Genomic DNA, 12,942 nt, shown 5'->3' on the forward strand with positions numbered 1-12,942 from the left:
TTATGAAAAAATTATTATTAAGTTTAATGATACTTAGTAGTGCTAGTTTTGCTAATACCGTTGCGGTATGGAATTCTGAACTGGCGATTGCCAATACCACTTTTGCCAAAGATAAAATCGTCACCACTCAAAACGCCATTCAACCCAAACAACAACAAATCAAAACCTATCAAGCCAATATAGAAAGCCTACAGCAACAATACCGCACCGCTGATGATAGTCAAAAAGCTGAGATTGCCAAACAAATTGAAAGCAATGTTAAAAACTACGAACAAGTTTCTGCCCAAATTCAGCAGACTTTAACTATCAATCAAAAAGAAATTTTTAATAAAATCAACCCACAACTAAAAACAATTATGCAAAACTTGATGAAACAAAAGAATATTGATGTTTTGATTGACGATGCGACGGGAGCGGTGAGTTTTGTTAAACCTGAGTTTGACATTACCAATGACGTTACCAATGCCTTAAATCAACAAGTGAAATAATTGATTAAAAAATGAGCAATCTTACGTTAACCGAACTTATTCATCAGTTGGCAAATGACCCACAAACGTCAGTAAAAAATACGGATATATTATTAACTTTTGCTAAAAACAATCCAAACTTTACTTTAACAGGTATTGCTCCATTAAAAGATGCAAAAGCCAATGAATTGGCATTTTTGGCAAACCCAAAATATCAAGAGCAACTAAGCAACACCCAAGCAGGGGCAGTACTGGTACACGATAAATTATTACCAACATGTCAACCTAATTTTCCAAATCAGACGTTGCCAATTGAGGTGGCAAATCCCTACCTTGCTTTTGCTAAATTAAGTGAAAGTTTTGTATATCAGCCCAATGCTTTGATAAGTGGGCGTATGCACCCAACTGCTAGCATTGATGAGAGTGCTAGCATTGGGCGTGATGTGAAGATTGGGGCCTATTGTGTGATTGGCGAAAATGTTGAAATCGGTGATAACTGCGTGCTTGACAGTCACGTCGTCGTGGCAGATTTTGCAAAAATTGGGCAGTGTTGTCAATTAAAACCCCATAGTTTTGTAGCACATCATTGTCAACTTGGTGATTTTGTGGTGCTACATAGCCATGCCAGTATCGGCAATGACGGCTTTGGATATGCCCCAAAAGGTGATACGGCGGTGGTCGGTTGGCAAAAAATTCATCAGCTTGGGCGAGTGGTGATTGGTAATCATGTGCGTATCGGTAGTCAAAGTTGTGTTGACCGTGGGGCATTAGGTGATACTGTGATCGGCAATCATGTGATAATTGATAATCTTGTACAGATTGCCCATAATGTGCAAATCGGCGACGGCACGGTGATTTCAGGTTGTGTCGGTATAGCAGGTAGTAGTAAAATCGGCAAGCGGTGCGTGTTAGCAGGGGGTGTTGGCTTGGTAGGGCATATTGAAATTTGTGATGATGTTACCATCACAGGCATGAGCATGGTTACCAAAAGCATCCAACAAAAGGGCAGTTATTCATCAGGCACGCCGATGTTACCAACCCCAATGTGGAAAAAAATGGCAATTAAAATCAAACAGTTAGTTAAAAATTAAATTTTTTAATGATTTGATTAAAAATTTAAAAGGAAAATGTATGGACACCGAGTTATTAACCGAACAAGATTTGACCGCTTTAGCAGAACGCCAAATCACTTTGCCCATTAACATCATGGAGTTGCGTGATTATTTGCCCCACCGTTATCCGTTTTTGTTGCTTGACCGAGTAACCGCTTGTCGCCCTGATGAGTGGATTACCGCCATTAAAAACGTGTCAATTAATGAACCATTTTTTCATGGGCATTTCCCTGAAGAGCCTGTAATGCCAGGGGTGTTGATGATTGAAGCCTTGGCACAATCGGCAGGGGTATTGCAGTTTATCAGCAAAAATGTCAAACCCAAAGACGGTATTTTATATCTGTTTGCAGGGGTGGATAAAGTCCGCTTTAAACACTTGGTAATCCCCGGTGACCAGTTGGTGTTACGCACGCAAAAAACCATGGCTCGGGGCGGAATTTACAAATTTTCTGCCACTGCAGAAGTGGCAGGCGAGTTAGCAGTGAGTGCTGAAATCACCTTAAGTGAACAACGCCGTCAATATGGTAAAGGCTAAATTTGGCAAATTTTTGGCAAAATGCTATAATAGGTCCTTTTCACGGTTAAGGAAAATTCATGCACATCCACCCAACGGCAATCATTGATCCCACGGCAAATATTCACCCATCTGCCAAGATTGGGGCATTTTGCGTCATTGGTAATGCGGTCAGTATTGGGGCAGATAGCGTGCTACATTCGCACGTTGTGGTCGCTAAAAATACTCGCATTGGTAAGCGTAATGAGATTTTTCAATTTGCTAGTATTGGTGAAGATTGTCAAGACTTAAAATATCAAGGCGAAACAACTTGGTTAGAAATCGGTGATGATAACTGTATCCGTGAAGCCTGTAGCTTACATCGTGGCACTGTCCAAGACAAGGGTTTAACCAAAATTGGCAACCGCAATCTATTCATGGTAAATACCCATATTGCTCACGATTGTCAAGTTGGCGATGATAATATTCTTGCTAATAATGTCGGTGTGGCAGGTCATGTAGTGATTGGTAATCATGTGATTATCGGCGGTAATTCGGGCATTCACCAGTTTTGTCGCATTGATGATTTTAGCATGATTGGTGGAGCGAGTTTGGTTTTAAAAGATGTGGGTGCATTTAACATGGTATCGGGCAACCCTGCCAAAAGCCATGGTTTAAACGTGGAAGGTATGAAACGCAAAGGCTGGTCAAGCCGAACTATTGATACTTTAAAACAAGCGTATAAGATTATTTATCGTTCAGCTCTAGTAAAACAATCAGCAATTGACGCTTTGCAACCACTATTATTAGAAGAACCAAAAGTGCAATTATTAATTAATTCTTTAATCTATAGTGAGCGTGGATTAACTCGTTAAATCACTGGGTTTATTTCATATTTTTTTAAAATTATAATAATCATTTACAAAATTACTGACAAGATTTTGTTAAAATTTGTTATAATCCTAACATAAAATTGCTATTTTGGCATGGTTATTGTTTTTGTCATTATTTTTATGGAGCGTTTTGATGAGTACTCAACACATCAGTCAGACGCAATTTGAAGAATTGCGTGATTTATTGGAAGAAGATTTTTTAGATTTAATTAATACTTATATGTCGGATAGCGAACTACGCCTTGAAGAAATGCAAGTGGCGTTTGACAATGATGATAACCGCATGGGGTTTGAAGCATCGCACAGCCTAAAAGGGGCAAGCTCAAACCTTGGGGCAACGCATTTAACCGAGATGTGCTATCAATTGCAGGAAATCTGCCGTGGCGGTCAAATTCATAAGCACCAACAATTAATTGACGAAATCAAAGCTGAATCGCAAGCGGTGAATACTGACATTAAGCAATTAATCGGGCAATAATTGCATCCATTTTTGGCAATCTAATGGATAAGCAATTAACACAATTATTAGATAATATTTATATTATCATGGTGAATACTACCTTGCCTGCCAATATTGGCTCAGTGGCTCGAGCCATGCGTACCATGGGTTTACACCATTTAATTTTGGTTAATCCGAAAAAACCGATTGATGAGGATGCGATTGCGCTATCGGCAGGGGGCGAAGCGATTTTACACAACTGCCAATATACCGATACCTTGGCAGAGGCGATTGCCGATTGTCAATGGGTATTTGCCACCAGTAGCCGTCAACGTCATATTCCAAAACCTGTACTTACCCCACGTAATTCGGCAAAACTGTTAATCAATCAGTTTTTTTCACAACGCCAAAATGGTGATGTACTGCCAAAAATCGCTTTTGTATTTGGACGTGAAGACCGTGGTTTAACCAATGACGAACTTATGTTGGCGGATTATCATGTGCAAATCCCTGCTAATCCTGACTATAGCGTGCTAAACGTGGCAATGGCGGTGCAAGTGATTGCTAGCGTGATTTATGACGTGGCGGAAGAAACCTTATTAAACCCAAATTTAGTAGAAAAATCACCCAAAATTTCGCATGAATTGGCGTTAAATTTTCGCCAACAATGGGACGAGCCTGCGATTAATCATACACAAAAACAACAACTTGAAGCCAGTTTTTTGGCATTATTAAGCGATTTAAATCTGTACGATGCCCATCAATCTAAAGTGTTACCGCAACGGGTCAGCCGATTATTTGGACGGTTGCAATTAGATATCAAAGAATTTCAACTGTTACAAGCGATGATTGCCAAAATCAAACAACGTCAATAAATTTAGCGTGCTAAATCTAAAAACCGTTCGTATTAAGTTGTTTAAAATGCCATGGTTTTCCAATACTTCAAAAGGTTCACTACGAACGCAAAACCTAATTTTTAGCAAAATTTCTTTTAAGCAAAGCTAAGATGTAAGTTTTCATCTTTTACCAACGCTTTTAATGCCAATAAATTATCATCATCAGGTAAAATTTGCCAATGTTCAGGCATATTCAAATTGGCAATCGCAAAATCGGTATAAACACACAGATTTAACGGCACGCCAGCGTGATTTTCAGCAGTTTCGTCTGATTGGTTTAACTGATGTGAAAGATAGTGAATGGTAGAGTTATCCGCCTTTAATAACAAGTTTTGCAACCGTTCAAATAACGACAAATCCGTGCCTGCGATTTTTACCGAGATTTTTTTGAGCCAGCGTTTGCGAGCGTCTGTCATAGTTAACACGTCTTGTAATGTCGCATAAAACACGCCGTCTCGCTCACGTACGGTACTTTCAATCAGCACCACGCTTTCTACTTTGAGTTTGTCTTTTAGGCGGTGAAATTTTTCGGCATAACAGCTGACTTCAATGCGACTTTTGCCGTCATCAAGGCTAATCACCGAGCGGTTGCCAAAATTTGCCACATCCATGATAATCCCTGCGATAAACAGTGTACTGCCAAATTTGGTTTCGCTCAATTTATCCAAAGTGCAGTTGGTGTAGCGTTTGAGTTCATCACGATAACTGTCCACAGGATGCCCTGTCAAATATAGTCCAAGCGTGTCCTTTTCGGCTTTTAGGCGTTCTTTATCTGTCCAAACAGGCTCATGTGGTAACGGCGGTGGAGCGGAAACTTCGCTCATCTCGGCAAACATATCCATCATGCCAAGACTATCATTTTGGCGGTGTTGCTCGGCAGACTGTACTGCTTTTGGTAATTCTTGCAATAATGCACCACGAATATCAAAGGCTTGTTCTTTGTTTAATTCAGGGCGTAAGTTTTGGGCAAAACTGTCAAAACAACCTGCACGAATTAAGGCTTCTAGCGTGCGTTTGTTGACTTTTTTGGTATCTACTCGCCGACAAAAATCGTACAAATCGGTAAATTTTCCACCTGTTTGACGAGCATGAACGATGGACTCTACCGCCCCTTCACCCACGCCTTTTAACGCTCCCAAGCCATAAATAACAGTCTTTGGGTCTTTGGGTACAAATTCCCAATTGGAATGATTAACGCACGGATTTTCAACGTTTAGACCAAAGTTTTCTCGGCAATCATTGATAAAAAACACCACACTATCGGTATTATTCATATCAGACGTGATAACCGCTGACATAAATTCTGCAGGGTAATAATGCTTTAGATAGGCGGTCTGGTAGGCTAATACGCCATAGGCTGCCGAGTGAGATTTGTTAAAACCATATTCGGCAAATTTTTCCATTAAATCAAAAATTTCACCTGCCAATTTTTCATCAACACCTTTTTCTCTGGCACCGTCGGTAAAAATAGAGCGTTGTTTTGCCATTTCTTCAGGTTTTTTCTTACCCATGGCACGGCGTAACATATCCGCACCGCCAAGACTATAACCTGCCATGATTTGCGAGATTTGCATTACCTGCTCTTGATAGACAATCACGCCATACGTGTTAGACAACACAGGCTCAAGCCATTCATGGTCGTAAGTAACGTCAAGCACGCCGTGTTTACGGTCAATGTACATATCCACCATGCCACTGCCGAGCGGACCGGGACGATACAAGGCACACATCGCAATCACGTCTTCAATATTCGTCGGTTTTAGCTTTGCTAAATATTTTTTCATGCCTGAGCTTTCAAGCTGAAAAACCGCGGTGGTGTGGGCGTCTTGTAACAGACCATAAGTTGGCTTATCATCAAGCGGTAATTCGTCCAAATCTAACGGAGCAAGCCCCTCGTTCGCTCGGCGTTGGTTAATATTTTTGACCGCCGCATGGATAACGGTTAAATTTCGCAAGCCTAAAAAGTCAAATTTAACCAAGCCGACTGCTTCTACGTCATCTTTATCAAATTGGCTGACGCGATGCCCTTCGTCATCACAATAAATCGCACTAAAGTCGGTGATTTTGTTCGGTGCGATTAACACACCCCCTGCGTGCTTACCGACACCACGGGTTATCCCTTCCAAACGCAACGCCATTTCCCAAATTTCATTGGCATCTTCATAATCCATATTATCAGGATTGTTTAATAAATCTTTTAGCTGGGCTTCTTCTTCCACCGCTTCTTTGAGCGAAATACCAGGTGTTTTTGGAATAAGTTTGGAAATTTTATCCGCCAAACCATAGGATTTTCCTTGCACACGAGCCACATCTCGCACCACCGCTTTTGCCGCCATTGTACCGAAGGTAATGATTTGTGAAACCGCTTCACGTCCGTATTTTTGAGCAACATAATCAATCACTCGGTCTCGCCCTTCAATACAAAAATCCACGTCAAAGTCAGGCATGGACACCCGCTCAGGGTTTAAAAAACGCTCAAAAAGTAAATCGTAAGCCAGTGGGTCAAGGTCGGTAATGTTCAATGCATAAGCCACAAGCGAGCCAGCCCCAGAGCCACGACCTGGTCCGACGGGAACGTCATTGGCTTTTGCCCAACGAATAAAGTCCATCACGATTAAAAAATAGCCAGGGAAACCCATGTGCAAAATTGTATTAATCTCAAACGCTAGGCGTTCGTCATATGGTTTGCGAATTTTTTCCCACGTTTCATCACGGCTTTCTAGCGGATATAGTTTTTCCAAACGACGTTCTAAGCCTTCTTGTGACGTTTTACGAAAAAATGTATCAATCGTATCTTCAGGTGGAATGGGGAAGGCGGGTAACACAGGTTTACCTAATGTCAAAATCACATTACAGCGTTTTGCTAAATCTAGCGTATTATCAATCACTTGTGGCATATCGCTAAACAAATCTGCCATTTGGGATTGAGTTTTTAAATATTGTTCTTCGGAATACGCTCGTGGGCGGTTGGGGTCGGCAAGGATTTGCGAATTGGCGATACACACACGGGCTTCATGGGCTTCAAAATCATCTTTGACCAAAAAACGCACGTCATTATGAGCGATGATTGGCACATTGTAAGCGTTTGATAGGCGAATGGCTTGCTCAATAAAACGGTCTTCATTGGCACGATTGGTACGTTTTACCGCAAAATATAAGCGGTCGCCAAACACGTTTTGCCATTCTTGTGATAAAGTATCAGCACGCTTAGCATGATTAGACAACATGGCTTGTCCCACGTCCGATTTTTCGGTGAGTAGGGCGATAATCCCTGCGTGATTTTCAAAAACCCAATCACGTTTGATAAGCGGTTTGCCAAGTACTTGTCCATGCGTAAAGCCGAGTGACACGATATTGGTTAAATTTTTATAGCCTTGCTGGTCGCTTGCCAACAACATCACGCTGTGGTGTTCGTCATCTAGCAGGATTTCTGAACCGATTATTGGCTTAATACCGCTACCCAAACAGGCTTTGTAAAATTTGACCGTGGCATACAAATTGGATAAATCGGTCAACGCCAACGCCAACTGACCGTCTTTACTCGCCGTTTTCACCAATTCCTTGATACGCACGATAGAGTCGGTAATGGAAAATTCGCTGTGAATGCCAAAATGTACAAATGCCATGCTATGCCTTTTGAAAATAGAAAGATGATAACTAAATAAGTATGATTTTTAGATTAGAAAAGTCTATTATAGCATTTTTGCTGAAAAAAAGCATAAATGGCGAGTTTGTTGTTTTTGATTTAAATTATTTTTATTTTTTTTAATTCATTGCTTGCTATGTTGGCTGTGTAGAGTTGGTATACAACCACTTAAACGTAAGCTATAGATGATGAGGAGAACGGCGTGAGTGATTTAGAGAATAGATTTAGCAATCAAGTGAATTTGGAAACTTATCAAGCTCAAGTGGAAAATTTGGCATTGTTATTGAATATTTTGGCGGAGAATGTTGCTGAGTTAAAGCAGGGGGTTGTGGATGTTATTCGAATGCTGAATGGTTTCTAATTTAAAATAAAAAACAAAAACCTTTAAGGTAAAGTTAAAGGTTTTTGTTTTATTTGCTTGATTATTTTAGTAAATCAAAGTGTTTACATTTGTAAACAGTTATTTTATAATGGAAACAAAAAATGAGTTATCTTTATGAAATGCCACTCCAACAAAGCCATTAGCCAAGCGATAGAGTATGCTCTTGCAAATGGTTGGCATAAAATAGAAAGTGGTAAATCAAGCCATGCTTATTGTCGGTTACGTTGTCATTTTGGACATAGTGAACATCAAATGAGTGTTTGGAGTACACCAAGAAATCCTGAAAATCATGCCAAACAAATTATCCGTAAAGTTGATGAATGTAAAGGAGCTGAATAATGAATACTTATCATTTTACCATTATCGTCCGTGATGCCACTGCCTTTGATGATAGCCTTGATGATTTGTTGTTTGAAGCAGGTTGTGATGATGCGTTGGTTTGCCGTTTGGATAATGTGATTTATCTTGAGTTTGACCGTATTGCTGATACCGCCAAAGATGCGGTTAAGAGTGCGTTTGCCAATTTAAATCAAGCTGGATTTTATGATTTGATTTTGCAAGAAAAAGGTGTATCATCATTGGCAGAAATGGCAAAACGCCTTGATGTTTCAAGGGCGACAATGAGTCATTATGCCAATAATAAGCGTGGTTGTGGTAATTTTCCAAAACCTGTTGCAGGGGTATTGTCAGGTTCGGCTTTGTATGATTGGGGGGAGGTTGCCGAGTGGTTGTATCGGCAAGGCAAACTGTCGCAAAATGATTACGATGTGGCAACGGTTAGCCTTGCGTGATTTGTTTATCAATTATTCCTTATAAATTATAAATTTTTCAAATCATATTCTTTAAAACTGATAATCTCTTCGCCCAGTTTTGCGTTTAAGTCGGTTAAAAGATTGATGATTGGCAAAATTTCATGAAAATAAAACACTTCGGCTGCCTTTTTGATGTCGCCAAATCCCCCTGCGTTGCTTGGCACGATGCCCATGAGTTGTGGTGGCACTCGGTGTCCTGCTAACTGGTCGTCTCGGCTTGCGATTTTGATGTTCATAAATTCATCTTTGGCAGCGACTTCGGCAAGTGGTATCACTTTGGCACCGTCTGCCTTGCCATTTGGCACATACATGAATAAGTTTTTAAAGTTACCAGCCCCTTTGCTTTCTTTGACCGCTTGCTCTAGGATGTCCACGTCTGCTTGTGTGGTGAGTGGGTCGGATAAATATAAAATATAGCCTGCGTCAAACTGAATTTTTCGGTGGTAAGACAGCTCTTTTATCCGCAACGCCATGCGAGTTTTGACTTCTATGCTATAATTAATGCCAGTGTAATACGAATAAAATGCTTTGACGTGTTCAGCCACGGCAATGCCCGCACCTGTTGTGTCTATGCCCAAAAATTCTACTTGGTAACGTTCGCAAACTTTTTTATCGCTAAGATATAAGTCGCCCCAATCTGCCGAGATTTTAACAACAAAAATGCACGAGCAGGGGCGTGCTTTTGTTTACCGTTTTGTTTTAAACCGTTTAAAATTGCGACCCAATCTTGCCAAAATCCTAAACTAGCCCACACAAAAAAAGCCGTATCCCTTGTAGAATACGGCTTTTTAGATTTAAAAAGCAAAATCTAGCCCACGAGAATAAAAAGCCCTAACAGACCATAAAAATCCGCTAAGGCATTGATATATAAACGTTTTTTAACCTTTATTATCAATATCACCTAGCCCACAAACTGATCCACAATAGGGGATTATACTCTGCTAAGTTATTGATTTTAAAAGATTTTATATGGTGGCGATGAAGAGACTTGAACTCTTGACCTCACGATTATGAGTCGTGCGCTCTAACCAGCTGAGCTACATCGCCTTTTGTAGGGGCATATTATACGCAAAAATTTTTACACGTCAAGCGATTTTTAAAAAATTATCAAAAAATCTGTATTTTTTACCAATTACGAAATTGTACAGGTTTTTCCATGTCAATCTCACTCGGTGCAACGTGTGGATAATGTTGGTCATGCCCGATATCGCAATCTTCCGACTCTTTTTTAGGGCGGTGAATATAGCCGACACGTTCATCTACAGGCAAATATTCATGCTCCCACACCATAACTGCCTGCATACAGGTATGACGCTGTTCATCGGTTAAACGTACGCCATTTTCCCATTTATCAAGCTGAATGGCAGTGCGAAATTTTTCAACAATTTCAGGGGTTAGGGCATCTAAAATCTGCTGTTTATCCATAGCAAAACCTTATTTTTTAAACATTTTTGACAAAAACTGCTAATATAACAAATTTTTTCAAATTTTGCACAAGTAATTTGCAAGAAAAATCTTGACAAAATTTTATAGAATTATTAATCTGGCAAGAAGGATTTTTTAAAACAAATGACTGTAAGCCAAATCACTCTTAGCTTTGACTTGTTAAAAAGTCTGTTCAATTTCACCATTTTCAAGGAAGATTAAGATGAGCAACATCAACCTAAGCGATTATCAACCTGCTAGTGAAAATTATCAATATCCGTTAATTATCAAACACTTATTAGACAGGGCAAAAGTCGCATCTCGCAATCAAAAAATCCATTATGCCGATAAGTTGACTTATAATTATACCGATTTTTTTAAACGCATTAATCGCCTTGCCAATGTGTTACAGTCACTAACTCTACAAGCGAGAAATGCGGTAGCGAATGGCATTGAAGCCTATACTGCTTATGGTATGTCGGAAAGTGGCAAGGTGGTTATTTACACACGCAAGATATTGCTAAGATTGATAACAATGGCTTTTTGCAAGTGACTGACCGCCTAAAAGACGTAATTAAATCAGGTGGTTAATGGGTGTCATCTATTATTTAACATAATATACATTATGCGAAATTGAACATTTTCCTAAAAATAGCATATTTTTGCAAAATTTTCAGTTGCTTTTTTGTTATGCTAAGTTTAATCAAACTCCACAATTGTCATTGTTATTTGTCATGGTTAAAAATTACACTTCGTCATCATCTACCAACATTTTTTCACTCATAGCAACGGTGTTAAACCCACAATCCACAAACAAAATCTCACCTGTAATGCCACTTGCCCAAGGTGATAACAAAAACAAGCTAGCGTTACCGACTTCTTGTTGGGTGACGTTACGTTGCAACGGTGCGATTTTTTCATTCATGTCCAACATTTTACGAAATGACTTAATACCACTTGCCGCCAATGTGCGAATTGGTCCTGCAGAAATCGCATTAACACGAATACCATCTGCCCCAAGTGAGCTTGCTAAATAACGCACCGACGCTTCCAAACTCGCCTTTGCTAAGCCCATCACATTATAGTTTGGCAACACCGAAATACTACCTTCATAAGTTAATGTTAACAGTGAACCTTGACGTTTTTTGAGCAATTCACGGCTCGCCTTTGCCAACGCAATAAAGCTATAACTGCTGATATCATGAGCAATCGCAAAGCCCTCACGGGTGGTAACATCGGTAAAATCGCCGTCAAGCTGTTCGGCAGGTGCAAAACCAATGGCGTGTACCACACCATCAATCCCATCACCCCAAATATTGGCAACTTTGGCAAAACACGCTTCAATATCCGCATCATTCGCCACATCACACGGCAATACCGCCACCGCACCAAAAGCTTTGCTCGCCATATCTACCCGTTTTTTGATTTTATCATTCGGATAAGTCAAAATCAGCTCTGCCCCTTGTGCATGCAGGCTTTCGGTGATTGCCCACGCAATGGATAATTTACTGGCAATGCCTGTTACCACAAATCGTTTGCCTGTTAACAACATGATGATTTCCTTAAAAAAATGGATGAAAAACCACATTATAGCACATTTTGGCAAAAATAAATTGCATAAAAAGTACAACTGTAAACCTTAATGCTTGATGGTTAAATTGATAATATTTTTTAAAAACAAGGATATTAAATATCAATTAATTACAAAAAAATACTTTACAAAAATCAAATAATCCTTAAAATAACCCGATTTATTTTTGGTCGGTTTTTAGAATGTCAAATAACACCCAACGCCCTATTGGTTCTGATTTTATTTTTGATGTAGACAGCACTGCACAGCATTATGCCCAAATTATCAGCAATGCAGGGGAAGATTTGAGCCGTGCAGGACTGGTAGATACACCGATGCGTGCCTCTAAAGCCTTTGCATTTTTGACCCAAGGTTATCATCAAAATTTGGAAGAAATTACCAACGGTGCGATTTTCCCTACTGATAACAATGAGCTGATTTTGGTAAAAAATATTGAGTTTTATTCCATGTGTGAGCATCATTTGTTGCCATTTTATGGGGTGGCTCATGTGGCGTATCTGCCTGATAATAAAGTAATTGGCTTGTCAAAAATGGCTCGTATCGTGGATATGTACGCTCGCCGTTTGCAAATTCAAGAAAATCTCACCAAACAAGTCGCCCAAGCGGTCATAGACATGACAGGGGCAAAAGGCTGTGCGGTGGTCATGGATGCGGTGCATATGTGCATGATGATGCGTGGTGTTAACAAGCAACAGTCTAGTACTCGCAGTATCTCAATGTTGGGAGAGTTTAAAGACAATAAAGACGCTCGCAATGAGTTTTTAATGGCAATTCCACAACCTTAAT

Annotated in this window: 16 protein-coding genes and 1 tRNA gene; 11 read left to right on the top strand and 6 right to left on the bottom strand. The window is 39.9% G+C overall.

The genetic code is table 11. From position 1 onward, the window contains the following. Window positions 1-2: 2 nt before the first annotated feature. The 6 genes from A3G3_RS0100340 (at window position 3) to A3G3_RS0100365 (ending at window position 4,279) form a co-directional block, all read left to right on the top strand. Entirely contained in the window at window positions 3-488 is a 486-nt protein-coding gene (locus tag A3G3_RS0100340; protein ID WP_019518552.1) for an OmpH family outer membrane protein, read from the top strand. Between the two features lie 11 nt (window positions 489-499). Next, window positions 500-1,558: a UDP-3-O-(3-hydroxymyristoyl)glucosamine N-acyltransferase gene (gene lpxD, locus A3G3_RS0100345; protein WP_019518553.1), complete on the top strand. Its 1,059-nt coding sequence runs from the start codon at window positions 500-502 to the stop codon at window positions 1,556-1,558. Between the two features lie 40 nt (window positions 1,559-1,598). Beyond that, window positions 1,599-2,114 (top strand): 3-hydroxyacyl-ACP dehydratase FabZ, encoded by a 516-nt coding sequence (gene fabZ / locus A3G3_RS0100350; protein WP_019518554.1) that lies wholly within the window; start codon window positions 1,599-1,601, stop codon window positions 2,112-2,114. A gap of 59 nt (window positions 2,115-2,173) precedes the next feature. Continuing rightward, on the top strand, window positions 2,174-2,947 hold the full coding sequence (gene lpxA, locus A3G3_RS0100355; RefSeq protein ID WP_019518555.1) for an acyl-ACP--UDP-N-acetylglucosamine O-acyltransferase: 774 nt from the start codon (window positions 2,174-2,176) through the stop codon (window positions 2,945-2,947). A gap of 151 nt (window positions 2,948-3,098) precedes the next feature. Then, window positions 3,099-3,443, top strand: a complete 345-nt coding sequence (locus A3G3_RS0100360; RefSeq protein WP_019518556.1) for an Hpt domain-containing protein — start codon at window positions 3,099-3,101, stop codon at window positions 3,441-3,443. Between the two features lie 23 nt (window positions 3,444-3,466). Continuing rightward, window positions 3,467-4,279 carry an RNA methyltransferase gene (locus A3G3_RS0100365; RefSeq protein ID WP_019518557.1) on the top strand — a complete coding sequence of 271 codons (813 nt, stop codon included), beginning with the start codon at window positions 3,467-3,469 and terminating at the stop codon, window positions 4,277-4,279. A gap of 116 nt (window positions 4,280-4,395) precedes the next feature. On the opposite strand, the gene dnaE is transcribed toward A3G3_RS0100365, so the two are convergent. After that, entirely contained in the window at window positions 4,396-7,926 is a 3,531-nt protein-coding gene (dnaE, locus tag A3G3_RS0100370; RefSeq protein ID WP_019518558.1) for a DNA polymerase III subunit alpha, read from the bottom strand. A 222-nt stretch (window positions 7,927-8,148) separates the two neighbouring features. Here dnaE and A3G3_RS14390 point away from each other — a divergent pair, with 222 nt between their 5' ends. The 3 genes from A3G3_RS14390 (at window position 8,149) to A3G3_RS0100385 (ending at window position 9,119) form a co-directional block, all read left to right on the top strand. Continuing rightward, window positions 8,149-8,307 (top strand): hypothetical protein, encoded by a 159-nt coding sequence (locus A3G3_RS14390; protein ID WP_019518559.1) that lies wholly within the window; start codon window positions 8,149-8,151, stop codon window positions 8,305-8,307. 135 nt (window positions 8,308-8,442) lie between these two features. Further along, window positions 8,443-8,667 (top strand): ribulose bisphosphate carboxylase small subunit, encoded by a 225-nt coding sequence (locus A3G3_RS0100380; protein WP_019518560.1) that lies wholly within the window; start codon window positions 8,443-8,445, stop codon window positions 8,665-8,667. Beyond that, a complete protein-coding gene (locus A3G3_RS0100385) occupies window positions 8,667-9,119 on the top strand; it encodes a helix-turn-helix domain-containing protein (protein ID WP_019518561.1) in 453 nt (150 codons plus the stop codon). The genes A3G3_RS0100380 and A3G3_RS0100385 overlap by 1 nt, the downstream gene beginning before the upstream one ends. Window positions 9,120-9,145: 26 nt before the next feature. Here A3G3_RS0100385 and A3G3_RS14800 read toward each other — a convergent pair whose 3' ends face one another. The 4 genes from A3G3_RS14800 to A3G3_RS0100405 form a co-directional block, all read right to left on the bottom strand. Beyond that, the gene (locus A3G3_RS14800) at window positions 9,146-9,718 is read right to left on the bottom strand and encodes a hypothetical protein (RefSeq protein WP_019518562.1); all 573 of its coding nucleotides are present in this window, start codon (window positions 9,716-9,718) and stop codon (window positions 9,146-9,148) included. A gap of 5 nt (window positions 9,719-9,723) precedes the next feature. Beyond that, window positions 9,724-9,894 carry a hypothetical protein gene (locus A3G3_RS14395; protein ID WP_019518563.1) on the bottom strand — a complete coding sequence of 57 codons (171 nt, stop codon included), beginning with the start codon at window positions 9,892-9,894 and terminating at the stop codon, window positions 9,724-9,726. A gap of 216 nt (window positions 9,895-10,110) precedes the next feature. Beyond that, window positions 10,111-10,187: transfer RNA gene (locus A3G3_RS0100400), tRNA-Met, on the bottom strand. A gap of 78 nt (window positions 10,188-10,265) precedes the next feature. Then, window positions 10,266-10,565: a YeaC family protein gene (locus A3G3_RS0100405; protein WP_019518564.1), complete on the bottom strand. Its 300-nt coding sequence runs from the start codon at window positions 10,563-10,565 to the stop codon at window positions 10,266-10,268. A gap of 223 nt (window positions 10,566-10,788) precedes the next feature. Here A3G3_RS0100405 and A3G3_RS0100410 point away from each other — a divergent pair, with 223 nt between their 5' ends. Continuing rightward, the gene (locus A3G3_RS0100410) at window positions 10,789-11,118 is read left to right on the top strand and encodes a hypothetical protein (protein ID WP_019518565.1); all 330 of its coding nucleotides are present in this window, start codon (window positions 10,789-10,791) and stop codon (window positions 11,116-11,118) included. 192 nt (window positions 11,119-11,310) lie between these two features. Here the strand turns inward: A3G3_RS0100410 and A3G3_RS0100415 are convergent, their stop codons facing one another. After that, window positions 11,311-12,117 carry an enoyl-ACP reductase FabI gene (locus tag A3G3_RS0100415; RefSeq protein WP_019518566.1) on the bottom strand — a complete coding sequence of 269 codons (807 nt, stop codon included), beginning with the start codon at window positions 12,115-12,117 and terminating at the stop codon, window positions 11,311-11,313. A 221-nt stretch (window positions 12,118-12,338) separates the two neighbouring features. Here A3G3_RS0100415 and folE point away from each other — a divergent pair, with 221 nt between their 5' ends. Continuing rightward, a complete protein-coding gene (gene folE / locus A3G3_RS0100420) occupies window positions 12,339-12,941 on the top strand; it encodes a GTP cyclohydrolase I FolE (RefSeq protein WP_019518567.1) in 603 nt (200 codons plus the stop codon). Window position 12,942: the final 1 nt, after the last annotated feature.

This window comes from Moraxella boevrei DSM 14165 (assembly GCF_000379845.1).
Taxonomy (GTDB): domain Bacteria; phylum Pseudomonadota; class Gammaproteobacteria; order Pseudomonadales; family Moraxellaceae; genus Faucicola; species Faucicola boevrei.